This window comes from Candidatus Bathyarchaeia archaeon (genome assembly GCA_041447175.1).
Lineage (GTDB): Archaea > Thermoproteota > Bathyarchaeia > Bathyarchaeales > Bathycorpusculaceae > JADGNF01.
On record CP166960.1, the window covers coordinates 490,753 to 508,303 of the forward strand.

19 protein-coding genes and 1 tRNA gene are annotated in these 17,551 nt (G+C 46.4%); 12 read left to right on the forward strand and 8 right to left on the reverse strand.

Annotated features, from left to right (window positions below; all coding sequences use genetic code 11):
• Nucleotides 1-133: 133 nt before the first annotated feature.
• Complete coding sequence (locus ACBZ72_02505) at nucleotides 134-622, forward strand: DUF5752 family protein (protein XES77761.1); 489 nt, start codon at nucleotides 134-136, stop codon at nucleotides 620-622.
• A 5-nt stretch (nucleotides 623-627) separates the two neighbouring features.
• On the opposite strand, the gene tsaA is transcribed toward ACBZ72_02505, so the two are convergent.
• Nucleotides 628-1,098, reverse strand: coding sequence for a tRNA (N6-threonylcarbamoyladenosine(37)-N6)-methyltransferase TrmO (gene tsaA, locus ACBZ72_02510; GenBank protein XES77762.1), 471 nt, complete (start codon nucleotides 1,096-1,098; stop codon nucleotides 628-630).
• Nucleotides 1,099-1,160: 62 nt separating this feature from the next.
• Here tsaA and ACBZ72_02515 point away from each other — a divergent pair, with 62 nt between their 5' ends.
• Both ACBZ72_02515 and ACBZ72_02520 read left to right on the forward strand, forming a co-directional pair.
• Nucleotides 1,161-1,820 (forward strand): glycerophosphodiester phosphodiesterase, encoded by a 660-nt coding sequence (locus ACBZ72_02515; protein ID XES77763.1) that lies wholly within the window; start codon nucleotides 1,161-1,163, stop codon nucleotides 1,818-1,820.
• A gap of 66 nt (nucleotides 1,821-1,886) precedes the next feature.
• Entirely contained in the window at nucleotides 1,887-2,678 is a 792-nt protein-coding gene (locus tag ACBZ72_02520; protein ID XES77764.1) for a DUF996 domain-containing protein, read from the forward strand.
• A 237-nt stretch (nucleotides 2,679-2,915) separates the two neighbouring features.
• On the opposite strand, the gene ACBZ72_02525 is transcribed toward ACBZ72_02520, so the two are convergent.
• Nucleotides 2,916-3,365 carry a cyclic nucleotide-binding/CBS domain-containing protein gene (locus ACBZ72_02525; GenBank protein XES77765.1) on the reverse strand — a complete coding sequence of 150 codons (450 nt, stop codon included), beginning with the start codon at nucleotides 3,363-3,365 and terminating at the stop codon, nucleotides 2,916-2,918.
• Nucleotides 3,366-3,448: 83 nt separating this feature from the next.
• Nucleotides 3,449-5,143, reverse strand: coding sequence for an MFS transporter (locus tag ACBZ72_02530; GenBank protein XES77766.1), 1,695 nt, complete (start codon nucleotides 5,141-5,143; stop codon nucleotides 3,449-3,451).
• Nucleotides 5,144-5,379: 236 nt separating this feature from the next.
• On the opposite strand from ACBZ72_02530, the gene ACBZ72_02535 reads away from it, so the two are divergent.
• The 3 genes from ACBZ72_02535 (at nucleotide 5,380) to ACBZ72_02545 (ending at nucleotide 7,561) form a co-directional block, all read left to right on the forward strand.
• Nucleotides 5,380-6,570 (forward strand): thiolase domain-containing protein, encoded by a 1,191-nt coding sequence (locus tag ACBZ72_02535; protein XES77767.1) that lies wholly within the window; start codon nucleotides 5,380-5,382, stop codon nucleotides 6,568-6,570.
• Complete coding sequence (locus ACBZ72_02540) at nucleotides 6,570-6,971, forward strand: Zn-ribbon domain-containing OB-fold protein (protein ID XES77768.1); 402 nt, start codon at nucleotides 6,570-6,572, stop codon at nucleotides 6,969-6,971. The genes ACBZ72_02535 and ACBZ72_02540 overlap by 1 nt, the downstream gene beginning before the upstream one ends.
• Nucleotides 6,972-7,084: 113 nt before the next feature.
• On the forward strand, nucleotides 7,085-7,561 hold the full coding sequence (locus ACBZ72_02545; GenBank protein XES77769.1) for a hypothetical protein: 477 nt from the start codon (nucleotides 7,085-7,087) through the stop codon (nucleotides 7,559-7,561).
• 79 nt (nucleotides 7,562-7,640) lie between these two features.
• On the opposite strand, the gene ACBZ72_02550 is transcribed toward ACBZ72_02545, so the two are convergent.
• Nucleotides 7,641-7,979 (reverse strand): hypothetical protein, encoded by a 339-nt coding sequence (locus ACBZ72_02550; protein ID XES77770.1) that lies wholly within the window; start codon nucleotides 7,977-7,979, stop codon nucleotides 7,641-7,643.
• A gap of 161 nt (nucleotides 7,980-8,140) precedes the next feature.
• Here ACBZ72_02550 and ACBZ72_02555 point away from each other — a divergent pair, with 161 nt between their 5' ends.
• The gene (locus ACBZ72_02555; GenBank protein XES77771.1) at nucleotides 8,141-9,928 is read left to right on the forward strand and encodes a M3 family oligoendopeptidase; all 1,788 of its coding nucleotides are present in this window, start codon (nucleotides 8,141-8,143) and stop codon (nucleotides 9,926-9,928) included.
• Here the strand turns inward: ACBZ72_02555 and ACBZ72_02560 are convergent.
• Nucleotides 9,925-11,223: an FprA family A-type flavoprotein gene (locus ACBZ72_02560; GenBank protein XES77772.1), complete on the reverse strand. Its 1,299-nt coding sequence runs from the start codon at nucleotides 11,221-11,223 to the stop codon at nucleotides 9,925-9,927. The two genes, ACBZ72_02555 and ACBZ72_02560, sit on opposite strands and share 4 nt — an antisense overlap.
• A 66-nt stretch (nucleotides 11,224-11,289) precedes the next feature.
• Between ACBZ72_02560 and ACBZ72_02565 the strand changes: the two genes are divergently transcribed.
• The 3 genes from ACBZ72_02565 to ACBZ72_02575 all read left to right on the forward strand — a co-directional run bounded on the left by ACBZ72_02565 (nucleotide 11,290) and on the right by ACBZ72_02575 (nucleotide 13,044).
• Nucleotides 11,290-11,419: transfer RNA gene (locus tag ACBZ72_02565), tRNA-Leu, on the forward strand.
• Nucleotides 11,420-11,469: 50 nt separating this feature from the next.
• Complete coding sequence (locus tag ACBZ72_02570; GenBank protein XES77773.1) at nucleotides 11,470-12,318, forward strand: tyrosine-type recombinase/integrase; 849 nt, start codon at nucleotides 11,470-11,472, stop codon at nucleotides 12,316-12,318.
• 69 nt (nucleotides 12,319-12,387) lie between these two features.
• Complete coding sequence (locus ACBZ72_02575) at nucleotides 12,388-13,044, forward strand: hypothetical protein (protein ID XES77774.1); 657 nt, start codon at nucleotides 12,388-12,390, stop codon at nucleotides 13,042-13,044.
• 243 nt (nucleotides 13,045-13,287) lie between these two features.
• Here ACBZ72_02575 and ACBZ72_02580 read toward each other — a convergent pair whose 3' ends face one another.
• Together ACBZ72_02580 and ACBZ72_02585 are read right to left on the reverse strand one after the other, a co-directional pair.
• Nucleotides 13,288-13,644, reverse strand: coding sequence for a hypothetical protein (locus ACBZ72_02580; GenBank protein XES77775.1), 357 nt, complete (start codon nucleotides 13,642-13,644; stop codon nucleotides 13,288-13,290).
• 280 nt (nucleotides 13,645-13,924) lie between these two features.
• Nucleotides 13,925-14,881: a hypothetical protein gene (locus ACBZ72_02585; GenBank protein XES77776.1), complete on the reverse strand. Its 957-nt coding sequence runs from the start codon at nucleotides 14,879-14,881 to the stop codon at nucleotides 13,925-13,927.
• A 136-nt stretch (nucleotides 14,882-15,017) separates the two neighbouring features.
• Here ACBZ72_02585 and ACBZ72_02590 point away from each other — a divergent pair, with 136 nt between their 5' ends.
• Nucleotides 15,018-15,881: a hypothetical protein gene (locus ACBZ72_02590; protein XES77777.1), complete on the forward strand. Its 864-nt coding sequence runs from the start codon at nucleotides 15,018-15,020 to the stop codon at nucleotides 15,879-15,881.
• 443 nt (nucleotides 15,882-16,324) lie between these two features.
• Complete coding sequence (locus ACBZ72_02595; GenBank protein ID XES77778.1) at nucleotides 16,325-16,810, forward strand: hypothetical protein; 486 nt, start codon at nucleotides 16,325-16,327, stop codon at nucleotides 16,808-16,810.
• A 332-nt stretch (nucleotides 16,811-17,142) separates the two neighbouring features.
• On the opposite strand, the gene ACBZ72_02600 is transcribed toward ACBZ72_02595, so the two are convergent.
• A complete protein-coding gene (locus ACBZ72_02600) occupies nucleotides 17,143-17,505 on the reverse strand; it encodes a glycosyltransferase (GenBank protein ID XES77779.1) in 363 nt (120 codons plus the stop codon).
• Nucleotides 17,506-17,551 lie beyond the last annotated feature (46 nt).

The following is a 17,551-nucleotide window of genomic DNA, read 5'->3' on the forward strand; positions in this document are numbered from 1 at the left end:
TACTGCGCAGAGCCTCTATAAACTAAATAGTGCCCTTTTTGCTGTACGTAGACCATTCTGGTGGCAGTAGTTTGGGGCATTAATGCTTTTAAGGTTCCTTCACAGAAATAGTCTAGTGTGTGAGGGATACTTCTTGATTGAACAAGAAACAAAAATTTTGAAGCTCATGAGCGAAATCACGGGGCGCATGGACATGACAGAGTTCGCCAAAAAAACCGACCTGACCCCTAACCAGATTGTTGGGCACATGCAGCAGCTCGCCAAAGAGGGCTTTCTCCGAAAAGTCGGCGGAGGCTACGCCCTGACCGCGAAGGCGAAAAAAGTCCTCAAAGCCTCCGAGCCAGTGCCTGAAAACCTCAAATTCCAGTTCTACGTCGCATTGGGTCAACCACTTAATGTTTGGGCGGGAAGCATCCAAGAGTTCCTTGAGGTAATCCCAACCGTGGATGCTGCTTCACTGGAGTTCCACGTTGGCAGGGACGATTTTGAGAATTGGCTTCGAAACGCCGTGGGTGATGCCGACTTCGCAGAGGAGCTGGCAAAACTCAAAAGCAACAACCCCAAAGGCGAAGAGCTTAGAGCAGCAATTCTTGCTGCCGCCCAAAAAAACAACTACTTGTAAGGCAGTTACTCTTTTTTCGTTTTTTCTTCCTCCAACCTTAACCACCACTGCGGCAGTTTCGGTTTGTCTATCCTTTCCCATGTGTCGTAGGGTTTAATGTCTAATACAGGTGTGTCGTTGAAGGCGTCTAATCCGCGCACCGTCAAAACATTGCCCTCCACTTTAAGCAGCTCCACCAACGTGAGACCGATTGAGTTGGGATGGAGGTTGGTTCTTGCCGCGAACACGCCGACCAAGGGCAAATCGCTTCTGCCTCGGGGGTGCACGTGAAGCGTTTGGGTCTTTTCTTGGGGAATTTGGTGCATCCAAAACAGCACGTAAATGTGGGAGTAGTCGGTTATGCCGTCGAGGGCGGGTTGCAGTTGGGGGTCAATTACGATTTCGGCGGTTCGGGTTTTGTCTCTAACTTGGCTGCCGATGGCTTGGGTCTTTATGTAGCCTATGGGTTTTAGGGTTATAGTTGTGGGAGAAGACACGTTTTTCCCTCACAGTTGGAGGCGACTGAACCTATATAAGGCTTCAACCAGCCAGCATTGGTATGCTGAAAGTGGGTCACCGAGGCGCAAGAGCCTACGAGCCTGAAAACACCTTGCGCAGCTTCCAAAAAGCCATCGAACTGGGCGCTGATGCAGTAGAGTTGGATGTGCGCAAAACCAAAGACGGAGAAATCGTTGTCATCCACGATGCAGACGTGAAACGCACCACTAACGGCAAAGGCTTAGTCAGCGAACTCACCCTCCAAGAAATAAAACGCCTAAAAACCGACAAGGACGAGCACATCCCCACCTTAGCGGAAGTCTTTGACCTGTTGGGCAAGCGAGTAAAGATTTTTGTTGAACTCAAAGAAGCAGGGTTAGAAGAGCAGCTTTTGGCGTTAATCCAAAAGAAGGACCTTTTGGCGAATGTGGTTGTGGTGAGTTTTCTGGAGGACGCCTTGGCAAAGGTTAAGGCGCTTAACCCCCAAATTGAAACGGGGCTGATTTATGTGAAGCATAAAAACCCGATTAAAGCCGCGTTGGCTTTGAAGGTGCAGTGGCTGGTGACGCTTTACCGGTTTACGCATACGGCTAACGTGCAAAAAGCCCACGAGAACGGGTTGCAGGTTCTGGTTTGGACGGTGAACACGGCTGAGGAAGCCGAGGTGATGGCTAAGAAGGGTGTAGATGGTATAGCCAGCGACAAACCCGACATACTCTAAACTTTATACACGTTAAGGATACAAAAAATTTATCAGTTTAGAACCCAATGTGGGCTGGGGACTTTGATGTCGTTTGAATCAGGAAAAACCTTGGGAAAAATCAGCAGTTTACTAACCGTGATTTTACCCGTGATAGTGGTGCCCTTAGTTGTCCTTTTCATGTTCTTGGCGGTACCTGTGTCTTCAACGGGGGCAATCTTACCCGCTTTCGTGTTACCTTACGTTGCCCTTGCAGGTTTAGGGCTGGTCAGCTTCATCCTCTTCCTTTTAGCCATGCACAACCTATCAAAATACTACAATCGACCTGCAATCTTCAAAAACGTCCTATACGGAATTATCGTGAATATTGTTGGCGTAATTGTTGTTTTAGTGGTGGAATCTGCTTTCCTCACCATCGTTACAAGGCAAGTTCACGTTGACGTACCTAATGCTCTATCTAATGGTCCCTTAGCCGTTTCTTCAGTGCAATCAGTGTTCTTACCCGTCGTGTCGCTGCTGCTGACCGTGTTCATTTTCGGCATCATTTCAGCATTCTTTTACATGCGCGCCTTCAACGCTTTAAGCGAAGAATCAGGCGTAACCGCATTCAGAACCGCTGGGGTGCTGTACCTAATTGGCACTGTTTTAACCCTCGTCATGGTGGGTGCCTTGCTGGTTTGGGTTGCTTGGATTTTTGTGGCGATAGGTTTCTTCTCACTAAACTCCTCCCCCAAAACGGCGCCAGTAACCTCCACTAACTCCTCAGCCGAACAGCTTTCCTCCTCTACTTCGCAAATGAAATATTGTACGTACTGTGGAGCACCAAACAACACCGACGATATCTACTGTAACCGCTGCGGAAGAAGCCTCACAACCTAAGCGGCTAAGTCGCCTCTTTTTTGTCTTTTCGATGTGATGTTTCTTTTTCTCTCGAATTCTGCGCTTGTGGTCAAAAAGTTTTCTTCTCTTTGCCCTCAACGGGATATTACAAGAAACGACATGTGCTTGGGGTGGACTCAGAGGTTAATAAGCCGCAAAAACCACTGAGGTATTGGTGGAGCGCAAGAGAAGGAGAAGGCTTCCATCACACCCACTTCTGGCGGGTCCCAGGCAAGTCTATAAGACCACGCCACCCATGGGTAGCGCTTCCGGCGGGTAGCGCCCCATGGCATCCAATATTTCTTCGGTTAAGGTTTTTTTGCCGAGGTTCCGAACGAAGTCGGATGCTACGACGATGCCGACTAGCTTGTTTTGTTTGACGACTGGGAGTCGTCGGATTTGGTTTTTGGACATGAGTCGCGCGGCTTCTTTCAATGAGACGTCGGGTTCGACGATGACAAGGTTTTTGGTCATGATTTCGGAGACTTTGACGTTGTGAGGAAGGTTTTGGGCGACGATTCGGCGTACGATATCTCTTTCAGTGACCATGCCTACGGGGGTTTCGTCTTCCACGATGACGAGGCAGCCGATGGCTTTGGTGTTCATGAGTTGGGCGGCTTCCAGAACGGTTTTGTCCTCCGTTATGGTGATGACGTTTTTGGTCATGATGTCTTTAACTGATGGCATAAGTTCATTGAGGACAGTTTGGAGATAAAAGGATTTTTGCTAAGACTCAGGACGCAAACAAGGGTCCTTGGTCTTGGCAGTTGTTATGCAGTGTGGTTTTTAGGGGTGTCTTCTTGTGTTTCTTGTCCGTTAACGTAGTTTTTGCCTCTTAACGCGGAGCAGGCTGCTGCGATGAAGCACATGATGGCGCCAATGTAAAAGGCTTCCTGCAGGGCAACCATGAACGGCGACGAAATCGCTGTAGGGAAGAATACGGTTCCCGTGATGTAGTTGTAGGTGTTAGGCGGGATGGATGCCACCAAAGCTTGCGGCACCCCTTGCAGGATGGTTCCGATGGGGTTGTAGCCTAAAAACGCCCCGAAAAGTGCTCCTGCTGCGGGAGTAGATGCAAAGACTTGCCCCACCTGAGCGGGTGCGCCCGCAGTTGTCACGGCAGTGGATAGGGCTCCTGGGAGGGTGGCGGTTAGGGATATGATGATTATGGCGAAGAATATGCCTTGGCTGATGGTTTGTCCGCAGTTCTGCAGGGTTGCCCGCATGCCTGAGGCGACGCCGCGGTGTTCAGGTGGAACCGAATTCATGATGGATGCCATGTTGGGTGAGAAGAATATGCCGTTGCCTAAGCCTAGTACAAACAGGATTGCTGCGAAGGGCAAGTAATCAAAGTTGACTGGCAGCAACGCGAACAGTAAGAAGGCTACTCCAGAGATTATCATGCCTGCAGTGGAGAGGGTGCGGGCGCCGTGTTTGTCGCTGAGCCAGCCGCTGATTGGTCCTGTCAGGGCGATGCCTAGCGACATGGGTATCATGAATATGCCTGCCCAGAAGGGGGTGTCCTCGTAGCTGAAGCCATGCAGGGGTAGCCAGATGCCTTGAAGCAGAACAATGAGCATTATCATGACGCCTCCGCGTGCCATGGCGCCAAGGAACCCTGCAAAGTTGCCCATGCTGAAACTTCTTATTTTGAACAGGTCCAAGCGGAACATGGGGTCAGGGGCACGTTTTTCAATGAATGGAAACGCGATGAGCAGGGCAATTCCAGTGACAAGTGAGCCGATGACCCATGGGCTGCCCCAACCCATTGGTGAGTCGCCGTAGGGGACCAGCCCGTAAGTGATGCCCACCAGCAGTAGGGTTAGACCTACACCGAAGGTTATGTTGCCCCATAAGTCCATTTTCTGGTGGCGTCTAACGGTGCCTTGTTCTTTGAGTTTCCAGTACGACCAGACTGTGCCCGCAATGCCCACTGGGACGCTGACAAGGAAGACTAGTCGCCAGTCATAAACTGCCAAAACACCGCCCAGAACCAATCCGACCAGGGAGCCTGCGAGGAAGGCAACTTGGTTTATGCCCAAGGCTTTGCCGCGTTCGTTTGCGGGGAACGCGTCGGTTATGATGGCGGCGCTGTTGGCGAAGAGGAAGGCTGCGCCGATGCCTTGGATTATGCGGAAGACTATGATTTCGATGGCGCCTAAGTCGCCTTGGTTAGGCGTTAGAAATAGTAGGATTGAGCCCACCGTGAATATGGCAAATCCAAGGTTGTAGAGGCGTACTCTGCCGAACATGTCGCTGATTCGGCCAAATGTCACCAGCAAAGTGGCGGTGACGATGCTGTAGCCGAACATGACCCACAGCAGGTACTGGAAACTGTTGAAGGGGTCAATGTTTATGCCTCGAAAAATGCTGGGCAAAGCAATAAGGACGATGGTGCTGTCGATGGACGCCATGAGGACGCCCAGAGTCGTGTTTGATAGAGCTACCCATTTGTATTGAACCATAATGTCGCCAGGTTAAACTTGAAGTTTAAGCTGCACTCAGCTGTATTATTCACTGCCATGTATTCAGAGAAGATATAAACCTTCCGAGCCAACTTGCCCCAGAACCACAACTAACTGTGAAGACAGCGTCAGCAGCCTTCCTTTTTGATTGGTGGCTTTTTGGGCGCAAACGTTTTAGGACAGCATCCCCCTTTGCATACTCTTTAAACGCCACCATTGCACATTATGGCGTACGGATGGGAAACCAAGGATTGAATGGAAAACCGCTTGTCTCCATAGTCAGCGCAGGCTTATCCAAATTCGGCAAACACGAAGGACTCTACGCCCGAGAACTCTTCAGCTACGCAGCCAAAGAAGCTTTTGACCGCTGCCCTAAACTGGAACCCAAACGCGACGTGAAAGCCATGTTCATCGGGCACATGGGCGAAGCCTACGAACATCAAGGACACACAGGCTCGGCAGTTGCTGACTGGGCAGGGCTTTTGGGTGTTGCCGCCACACGAACCGAAGCCGCATGCGCCTCAAGTGGAGCAGCCCTGCGGTCGGGTATTTTTGCGGTTCTTTCGGGCTTAGCCGATGTGGTTATTGTGGGAGGTGTGGAGAAAATGACTCACAGAAGCACCAGCGAAGTAACCGAATACCTTGCTATGGCTTCCGATTACCCGTTTGAACAGTTCCACGGCATCACTTTTCCAGGTTTATTTGCGTTGATGGCGACGGCGCATATGAACGCTTACGGAACAACACAGGAGCAAATGGCAAAGGTCGCCGTGAAAAACCACCACAACGCAAGCCTCAACCCAAAAGCGCACCTGCAAAAAGAGATAACCGTTGACAAGGTCATGGAGTCTAAGATGGTGGCATGGCCTTTCAAAATGTATGATTGCTCTCTGATTACTGACGGCGCCAGCTGCGTGGTGCTTGCCAAGCCCGAGTTAGCCGCCAAATACACCGACCAACCAGTGCACATAGTTGGTTCGGGACAAGCCAGCGACACCATCGGCTTGTACGAACGCAAAAGCCTAACCAGCCTGCAAGCCACCAAAACCGCAGCAAAAACCGCCTACGACATGGCAGCCGTATCCCCCGCGCAGGTTCAGGTGGCAGAAGTTCACGACTGCTTCACTTACGCTGAGCTTATGGCGTACGAGGACCTTGGATTCTGTCCTGTCGGCGAAAGTGGAGCGCTGATTGACAGCGGCGAAACCTGCCTCGGCGGACGCTTGCCCGTGAATACCAGCGGAGGCTTAAAAGCCAAGGGGCATCCCGTGGGAGCCACTGGAACTGCGCAAGTTTACGAGATTTATCTGCAGTTGACTGGGCAAGCCGAAAAACGCCAAGTCAAAGACGCCAAGTTGGGCTTAACCCATAACGTTGGCGGTTCAGGTGCCACTGCAACCGTACACCTCTATAGGAGCGACGCTTAATGAGTACCCAAGTGCCCTTTACAATTGAGCAGTTCTACAAGTTTCTTGCTGAAGGCAAGTTGATGGCGGCAAAATGCCAAAAATGCGGAAAAATCCACCTGCCCCCCAGACCCATGTGCGACAACTGCTATGGCCAAGATTTTGTGTGGATGGAGGTTTCAGGCAAAGGCAAACTACTAACCTACACAACAATTCATGTGGCGCCGCAGCAGTTTCAATCGTTGGTGCCATACACGGTGGGGATTGTGGAGTTAGAAAACGGGTTAAAGCTGCCCGGCATGATTTCAGGCATACCCCCAGAAGCCGTGAAGATAGGCATGGCGCTGAAGGTGGAGTTCAAAGCCTGTGACGTGGGGCAGACATGGCCACAGTGGCAACGGTACTGCTTCAAACTCACCTAACTTTGCGTTTTATTTAACGTTTTTGCCTATCTGTGGTGAACCGCAATTTTTATTTACCATGTAATAGAGTTTTTTGTTGAGGTATCTGCACGAACAAACTCGTGCTTTTAACGTTGTCAATTATTATTGTTGCGACGGCGCTTATCGAAGCTGTAATTTTTTTGCGCGTCTACCGTTTTCCATTCATCTACGTTACTTTTCTTGGTTTAACTTTCCCCTTGTCTCATTGGATTGGCTGGGCAGGCGCCCTATACATCATCATCACAAGCCCAATTCAACCCATTGTGAAACGAAAAGCTCCACAGCGCTTCCGCACCTTTTTATCCGTCCACATGATTGGGAATTCTTTGGCGTTTCTGCTAGTTTCCATCCATTTTGCACAGCAAATAACCCGACCAGCATCAAATTATCCTGACCTCGGCACCGGCATAGCCCTCTACGTAGCAACAACCCTTCTGGTAGCAACAGGTATCGTTCTTTATGCTGGTATGACCAAAAAATACTCCAAATCACTGCGTTTTCTACACCCCGCCTTTGCCATAGCATTTTACTTGATTATACTAGTTCACATCCTCAAAGGAATCCTCTGAGTTAGTTTAATGCTTCACAATGATAGCTTGGTCGCCATAAGTCCAGTGATGGTTATTGAACAAAAAGGAAACTGTGGCTTTATCCGAAAATAAAGCCCAAAATTAAGCCTATTATGAAACCGATACCCAGCGGAAGCATTCCAAAGAGCAGAATTGCTTCTTGAGCGGCAATTGGTCCGTATTGTTCTACTAGTCCGCTCAGAGTGCTTAGACTTAAGCCGAAGAAGCCAAAGTATGCGATGACTGTGACGATTACGCCGGCTATGATTGCCCATTTGAGAACTTTTTTGATGAGGTAGCCCACGACTAAGCCAATGATTAACGGAATAGCCATGACTGCTATGGTTGGAAGCCCGCCCAATGAACCCGTGATGCGCCCTAAAAGGTCGCTGATTAAATCTAAGGGTAGAATCACCATTTTACAGAATTCACCTCGCCTGAAACCACATCATGCTGCGTTTGTGAACTCTATTGGACTCCGTGAGACTTATGCTTTGCCGTAAAACTAAAGTGCGTTTAGGCGTCAAAGGAAAACCCCAAAATATCCCATCAACGTAACTTTTTGCAAAGGCGAAAATAATGACCTCCAACCCCGAAATAACCTGGGAACTAACTGAACTCTTCCAAAACGAATCCGACCCAAAAATCAACCAATCCATTGCCCAAGTTCAAGCTTTGGCAGACACATTTGAAAACATGTACCGCGGAAAAATCGCCCAACTAACCCCAAATGCCCTGCTGCAATGCCTGCGGGAGCTGGAAACCTTCGAAGAAAAAATCGGCAACATCTCCCTTTACGCCAGCCTTGCCTTCTCCGCCAACATGACCCTGCCGCAGACGCAGGCACTCTACGACCGAATCAACAAGCTGGAAGCCCAGCTAAGCAAGCAGCTGGCGTTTTTCTCGCTGGAGCTGGGTGCGCTGGTGAAAGACAAACCCATAGTCGTGGCTGAATCGGCTTTGTCGGATTATCGGCACATGCTGGAGCGTGTCCAACGCCGCGTAAAACACCAACTCAGCGAGGTGGAGGAGCAGCTTATCATCGATAAAGACCAGTTTGGGGTGCAGGCATGGCAGGAACTGCAGAGCAAGTGGCTTAGCACCCGCACTTTTACTGTTACAGTAACAGGCAAAGAAAAAAGCCTCAGCTACGGGGAAGCCAACGGGCTGCTCCCCCACCCCGACAGAGCAACACGGGAGTCCGCTAACCGCGCCATCTATGGGTTGCTGGGTAAAGACGGCGAAATTTTTGCTTCTGCCCTGCGCAGCATTTGTAACGACTGGGTTGTCATGTCACAGCGCCGCAAGTACACCTCGCCCATGGAGTCCAGCTTACTAAGCAACGACACCCAGCAACAAATCATAGACAACCTGCTCAGCGCAGTGGAAGCCAACGTTGGCATGTTTCGCCGCTACCTCACGCTGAAAGCCCAACTTATGAGGTTGCCTGTGCTGGGCAACCACGACATCGTTGCTCCACTAACTGACTTGCCTGAACAGAAATTCACCTTTGAAGAAGCCAAAGACAAAGTTATCCGAGCCTATAACCGCTTCAGCCCAAAATACGCCACTGCGGTTAAAGAAATGTTTGAGAAACGCCGCATTGATGCTTCACCGCGGTTTGGCAAACGTAACGGCGCGTTTTGTGCAGGATACTACACGGGCAAATCCGCCTTCATACTGCAAAGCTTCACTGGCTCACTGGGCGACGTGTTCACATTAGCCCACGAATTGGGGCACGCCACCCACGACTACTACGCCTCACTCAGCCAGCCCCTCATGAACACCAGCATCCCCTCAATTGTGGCGGAAACCGCCTCCATATTTGGGGAACTGCTGCTGACAGACCTGCTTTTGGACGAAGCCAAATCTGACGCGGACCGCAAAGCCGTGCTCTGCTTGGTTCTGGATGAGGCAGGGCAGACGACTTTTCAAGTGACGGCGCGGGTTTGGTTTGAGCAGGCACTTTACGCCTCCATTGAACACGGGGAATACCTTGATTACTCCACCATCTGCCGCCACTGGACCACCGCCCGAAACCGCATCTTCGGCGACGCAGTCACATGGCTGCCTGAAATGGACGCGGAGTGGACCATGAAGCCCCACTACTACATGTCCAATTACCGCTTCTACAACTACCCCTACACCTACGCCCAAATGTTCGTCTTCGCCCTGTACGAGCGGTACCTGCAAGAAGGCGGCGTATTTGTGCCCAAACTGGAAACAGCGTTGTCAGCAGGCAGCAGCGTTTCTCCGCTGGAAATCGGAAAAATTTTGGGCTTAGACGTTGCGGACGAGGGGTTTTGGCAGCTGGGTTTGGGCAGGTTTGGGCATTTTGTGGCTGAACTGGAAAAAACCCTAACCTAAACCGCGCTGGTCTTGGCAAACGCCCGCTCCGCAAGTGCCCTGCCAAGCTCCCTAACTTTTTCTAAATCCGCCTCGGTGGGGCTGCCGTAAACGGGAAGCGGTTTGCCGACCACTTCAAAGCCCAACTCCGCCAGTTCTGAGGCGAGTTTTCTGGTGGCTTCGCCGCTCCACCCAAAACTCCCAAACACGCTGGCGCAGCGGTCGGAGAACTTTTTCACCCGCAGCAAATTCACAAAATCCGCCACTTTCGGAAAAACCTCATGTTCATACGTTGGAGAAGCCACCACAATGGCGGGCGACTCAACCAGTGCAGTTAACGCATCAACGGGGTCTGCCTCCGAAAGATTAAAGCTTACAACGCTGCCGCCTGCCTCAGCTACGCCTTTTCCGAGGGCGCTTAGGCATTTTGCGGTTAAGCCGTACATGCTGCCGTAAGCGGCAACCACGGTTTTCTTGTAGCTACCCTTGCTCCACGCAGTCCACTGCCGAAGAGTCTGCTTTGCGCCTGTAGTGTAAACGGGTCCGTGGCTGGGCGCCAAAAACTCAAACTCCAACCCCATCCGCTCAAACTTCTCCACCGCCTTAACAACCCAATCCCGCTGCCCATTAAAAACAGAAGCAAAATACTTCTGTGAACAACCGCAGACATTCTGCGCAGCCACATTCATGTCCGACTCCAAAATGGCGCCGTCAGGCAACTTCTTAAACGAGCCAAACGCGTCACAACAAAACAGCACCTTATCCTCGGGTAGGTAGGTGCTCATGGTTTCGGGCCAATGCAGCCACGGCGTCTGCAAAAACCGCAGGGTTTTGTTTCCCAGCGAAATCTCCACATCATCGCCCTTCACCAGTTCAGCGGTAGGGTTGGTGCCGTAGAATTTTCTGAATATGGTTTGGGCAATGGGGGTGAAGACGAGTTTAATGTTGGGGGCTTTTTTGAGAAGTTGGGGGATGGCGCCTGTGTGGTCGGGCTCCATGTGGTTAACGACGAGGTAGTCGAGTTTGGAGATGTCAGTTAGCTGGCTGATTTTATCAAAGTGCTCCTCCGCTTTTTTCTCGTGGACGCAGTCGATGAGCGCGGTTTTCTCGGAGCCTTGGACGAGGTAGGAGTTGTAGGAGACGCCTTCGGGGATGCTCCAGAGCCCTTCAAAGAGGGGGGTTTGGGTGTCGTTGACGCCTACCCAGTGGACGTCGGCGGTGAGGGGGAGGGGTTTGGGGTTTGCCTTTGACATAACTTTAGCCTCGTGGAATCTTGTGTGTGTTGGTTGGCAGGTGATTTTAACCTTTGCACCCATACGCATTGCGGCAAATAGTTAATAAGACAGCAAACGGAAAGACTGTAGCCGAAAGACCAAACACGGGCTACGGTAACCAAGCTAGGTCAAAGGTGAAGGACTCAAGATCAACGTTTGGCCGGCAGGTCTGGCCCCAGACGGATGGGATATCCTTTCCCGCAGGGGTTCGCAGGTTCGAATCCTGCCCGTAGCACCATCACCGCAACCCATAGCACTTTACAAGAAATTTTAGACATAGCCATAAACATGAAAGTCAATGGAGCCGCCGAAAGCACAATCATGTGCACCGTAAGACGCTTAAAATTCCTAAACAAAAATACAAGTTTAGATATCCCACAAATCTGCAGAGAATACATAATCAATTACAATGCAACCAACGCTTACAAAGAAGGTTTAGCAACAGCATATAACCGCTACATCAAATACTACGACCTAAAATGGGAAATGCCCTATTTTCAAAAAGAAGAAAGACTACCAAACGTGCCAAGCACAGAAGAAGCAAACACTATAATATCTTCATTTCAAAGAAAATGGGCAACAATATTTACCATTCTGAAGGAAACAGGATTAAGACCAATAGAGTTACACAGAACCACACTCAAAAACATAGATTTAGAAAAAGGCACAATTAACGCAAAAGCATGCAAAAGAGGCAATCCGCGAATCCTAAAACTAACCGACAATACATTAGCTTTACTTAAAACATACATTACAGAAACCACAAGTAAACAACTATTCCCAAGTTCAGGAGACCAATGCAGAGCATGGACAAAAGGCAGAAAACGCACAGCTAAAAAACTTAACCGACCTGAACTAACCAAATACAGACTATACGACCTAAGACACTATTTTGCAACAATGCTCTATGCAAAAACCAAAGACATACTCTTAGTCAAACAGCAATTAGGGCACAAACGAATCGAGCACACCCTAATTTACACGCACTTAATCAACTTCGCAAACGATGAATACATCTCAAGAACTGTACAACTCGGAACACCAACAACACTAAAAGAAATATGCGAATTAGCCGAAGCAGGCTTCACAAAATTCACGGAGATAGATGGTTACCAGATATTCAGAAAATCTAAGTAAATCAATTTTTTAACCCAAAATACCTAAAGGCTATAAACTAATCAACACAAAAAAAGATAGGTTACAAATATGGTCAACAGAATTGATAGTAATCGCGTCAACAACGAATGTAAAAAAGGCGAAGCTGTATTTTACGAGACGCGTTTTCATGAATCAGTGGCAGATTCAACAGGACAGGAATTAAAAAAGAAATTTATAGAGTATTTTCAAGAAGTTTCAAAACTTGATGATGATAGACTTCTAGTATTAACAGCCGAGTTATTGATGGAAAACGCAATTGATAACTACCTATCTGCTCTAATGCCCAATTATAACGATGAGATAGGTAATAACGAGTTAATTGATATATACTCAAAAATTATGTTTGCTAAATCGTTAAGATTTTCACCCCCAAAACATTTCGCTGGAGCAGACACTATAAGAAAAATTAGAAATGCATTTGTCCATTATCTGGAAGTACGTAAATTTGAAGACTTAGACAGCGCAGCAGTAAAAACAAACAAGAATTTGTTAAAAAAAATGAAGGATAATTTGAGAGAATTTTTACCAAACAATACTAAACCTCAATCGCCTAGAGAAGACTTCAAATCGTTAGCACTCTATGTAATTTTAGGAATAAATAGTTATGCGATAAGTATTCGCTCAATAAACTTGCTAGTCCGAAGTGATAATTTCTTAACCATACTCTGGGCTTTTTTAGATAAACAGGAAAATAACGTAGAATAAATATCCTCACTTCGCATAATAAACAAGGTTCCACTTGCGTCTCTACTCAATGGCACACGTAAGTAAAAAATACGCAAACAATGGACTGTTTACTTAATCTTTTGACTTTTGAGGCGAGGCGTTGCTTCGCTTCCGCCTCGCCAAACGAACCGCGAAAGCCAAACGATATGTCAAAAGCGAAAAAAGCCTCAAAAAGTTATGCCCAATTGTAAAAAGTGGGAAAGAAACAACCGTATCAAACAGTTACCGTTGGCTATTCATGGGTTGTTGGAAAGGCAAAGCAGACGAGATTTTAACGTAGGGAATCAATGGAAGGTTAGGGTAACGCTTCTGAACATCAAGAACTTTCTCGGCAGCTTTACGAATCTTTTTGTAGTCACCAGCAGTAACAGACATGACCGTTAAGTCACCCTTCAAATCTACCACTTCAACCTCGTACAGTTTGCTTGGTTTACCATTATAAGAGCTGTCCACAGGCTTTGGACGCTTCAAGACAATGAAAACCAACTCATTCTTTGGAAGGAAATTCTTTTCACCCTCAAGCAAAGAACCGAACTCTTCAACACTCGCATCTAAATCTTTAGTATCTTTAACGCTCATTCAAATTTCACCCCCTCTCTCCGTACGGTAATTAGGTGAGCAAAATTCTACCTCGATTTCTAAATCAGCACAAAAATGAAACTCTAAGTAATCCTGATAACAAACAGGCAAAACAGCCTTAGAATAGTAGAACCTTTTTACGAAAAAAGTGTGCCTAAAAGCACCCTGCTTAAACGTCAACTCAAGAACAGGCGAATAAACATCATAATGAATAACCACTTCTAAATGAGGAAGCGAAAAGACTTTTTCGCCAAGACAATGAGCATTAGAGAGGGAACACTCATTCATAGTGACCCCTCACTTTAGATGCTTCAATCCATTTTACAGAACCGTCGCTATCGTACAAGTCATCCTCATATTCCTCAACCCACCATTGAGCATCAAGTGGGTCACCTAAACCAACGTACTTAACGGGAACCAAATCGTGACCGCAAATAGGGCAAACATGCTTTTTCTTACGCTCCCCCGCTACAAGCTTATGCTTAGTGTAAGCACAGACTCCAACCCATGAGCCGACATGAGAACGAATCTTTCCGTGAATTATTGTAGCATGGTTAAGCTGATAGTAGGCAGTTCCAAAAACGGTTTTACGAGCACCTTTAACCTTGACGATATATCCATCCTTCAAGTTTAAGCGACGAGTAACACCCTCAAAGCCCGAACAGTTCCAGCAATCAAGCTTTGATTTTTTGCAGCCACGACAAGCACCATAACCGCCATCTAAGAAGCCTAAAAAATGGAAATGCGGCGCATAAAACCAACGAGCTAATTCTCCTAAATAAGATTCATTAGCTCTATGGTAGCGTTGAGCATGAAAAATCATGAAGCCACCCATGAAGCCGCGGTCTTTAGCAGCTTTCAGAGCTTTTACCTTGAGCTTCTCATAGGGTAAACCATAGTCAGACTGTGGACATGAAACGATGATGTGTTCAGGGCAACCGAATTTTACATAGAACGGCTTAAACTGTTGCTCTACTCTATCTGCTTGCTTGATAGCCCAACGTCTAAAACAGACGGGACACTCAGGGCGGTCACAACTGTGATAAACACGCCTAATGAAAACCTTGCCAGAATGGTTAACGCCATCCAGAGTTATTAAACGGTGTAAATCCTCGCGCAAACAGCCGACATGACCCATGAATTGACCGCATTTATCATCCTTCTGTTTGCCGTCACCAACTCGACGATAACCGAATTTTTGCATAGAATCTATTTCAGGAACAGTCCTAACCGTCAATTGTCACACAACCCCCAACTCACCAAGCTTGAAACCGCTAACCAGATTAACCACCAAACAACAGTGACAAGAAACTATTATATACATAAAACGACACTATTACATAAAAAAATGAAACCTCTTATTGGTGACTTTAATGACCAATATTAAAACTTCAGACGAAGAAGAAATAAATTATATTACCTCAAAAAGCCCAATACGAGAACAAGCATTTTACACGATTATGAGACAATCAGGGCTTTCTCCAAACATGATTAAACAACTGAAAATTAGCGACATAGACCTGACCACTGAGACGCCCTGTAAAATTAATCTTTATACGGTGGCATTCATAGGTGAGGAAGCAAAAAAATACACAATCCAATACCTGAATAGTAGAAATAACAAAACCCCTGAAAGTCTTTTGTTTATTCTTCATAGCTCGGACAAAGAAATCAACACCAAAGATGTTAGCAGAAGTTTTAGACGATTAGCTGAAGAGTACGAAAAGACCAAAGTAATTAACTGTACGAAAAAGCTGAAACTATTTGATTTAGTGAAGTTCTACAGAAGAAACGCCAAAATCTATTTGAAAGCACTAAAAGAAAACACTGGAAAAAGCGATGTTTTTTACAGAAAGCTATACGAAGAAAAAGCGCAACCTTTCTTAGAAATTGAAACCTTAACAATGCGAGAGATTGAAATTCAACAGCATAAAAAAGAGATAAAAGAACTCAATGAACGGCTTGAAAGAATAGAACAAGTAATTTTTCCCAAGACCCGAAGAATTACAAACGTTGCCGCAGAAGTCAAAAAAATCGAGAAATGGATAGAAAAGCATCCCGAAGAAGCTAAGGCAGATGAAGAATGGTACGATAGAAAAGTTAGAGAATCTGAGGAAGTTGAGAAGCTAATGAAGAAAGACCCATGGCATTATGCTTGTTATATTGTGCAGATGCATGATAAAATGAAAACTATTGAGTACATGCTTCAATCAAAATCTAAATCCAACGAAAAATGAGGGAAAAAGCGTCGCCCTCCCCTTATTGGTCACCCGACGCAGACATAGCAGAGAACACGTAGTGGAGGCAAAGGGGACTTCACTTTCTCTCCTACCGTACCCTCGTTGTAGTTAGGTCAGCGATTTGAAAAAAATGTACCAAAAAATACAATCCTAATATTGCAAAATACAAGAGCACACTTAATTTATAAATTAAAATCGTCTACTTTCAAACCATGACAAGCAACGGCATTAGGACTCTGACAAATTACCTTGAACTTGAAAAACAGACTGAGAAACGTTCCCTTGTTAATTACAGAAACCTATTGATTTCTTACAGGGAAAGCTTTAATGTTTTATCAAAGACATTGGACTTTATTCTAAGAAACCAATCATCAGTTAATCAGCTTCCAACAATACTAACAATGTGTAGGTTAGTCGGTACTTTGCAATCTTTGAGAATCTTGACTCTGAAAGGTTATTATTTTAAGGTTCGTGTACTCCAAAGGAATTTTCTTGAAAGTTTAGGGTTGTGCGCTTATCTGAAAGACAACCCCGAAAAAGTTTGTCTTATCGCCCAGAAAAAATTAAATGTTTCGAGTTCACAACTATTTAAATATAGTCACAGGATTTTTTCTGAGGAGAAGAATGAGCATTTAGAAAAAATATTTGGGCAAAATTACGCAGATTTATGTAATTATGTCCATGGGAACTTGGAGGGTACATTGAAGGGTATTTCTGCTGGATTTGAAGACCAAAAGGAAAATGGTTTCGAGGTACATTTTACAGTACCTTCAGAACCTTCGGCTGAAGAATTAAGCAATTTAGCAGTTTACCCAATTATTGCTATCCTTGGATTACAATACTGCTTCCACGATATCTTGTCAGCCAAACAAACTAAAGACCTTATGAATACTATATACAAAGGCTTACTTGCTTTCAAAAACTAATGTCAAAACTAAAATAAAGGTTTTTTAGGAATCACGCCACCGCAGACATCGACCACAGGGGTCGAGTCTCGCACCCCAAAGCTTAAAGCTAGAAACCAACAATAACTCAAATAGGTTTTAGACTATGAGCCAAGAGATAAGAGAACCTCAGAAATCAGTAAGCCGTAAGGCAGGTTCGAATCCTGCCCGTAGCACCATTGTCTGTAATAAACACAATTTTTAACTATCGTAAAATAATTAACGGAATCGAAACCTAATAGTTCTGAAGACAAGATGATACGAACGGTAGCTAATAAAAAAAGACGCCGAAGTTCTTGGGATTTCTTCATTTGTCACAAGATAACTATGTCGCCATGGTCTAACGCTTGAATGTATTTTGTGACAACGTCCATGTCTATTTCCAGGTTGCTATCTGCAAAAACAACTACGTCGCCTATGCTTTTCAGGAAACCTGTTTTCACGGCATAGCCTTTGTCGTTATTCTCGTTATAACTGATTATCTTCACGTGGCCATTCTTTCTAGCATAATGAAGTGCTTTCAGCAAAGTGTTATCTTTGCTGTCGTCATCGATAACTACGATTTCGTAATCCCGATTTTCGCGTTCGAATGCATCATTTAGGTTGATGAGGGCAGATTCGATAAAGTTTCCCTCGTTAAAGGCTGGAACTACAACGGATAGTTCGACTTGTCCCATTTCGCCATCGCCCTTCACTTTGATTCTACTTTTACGCGCCTATTTA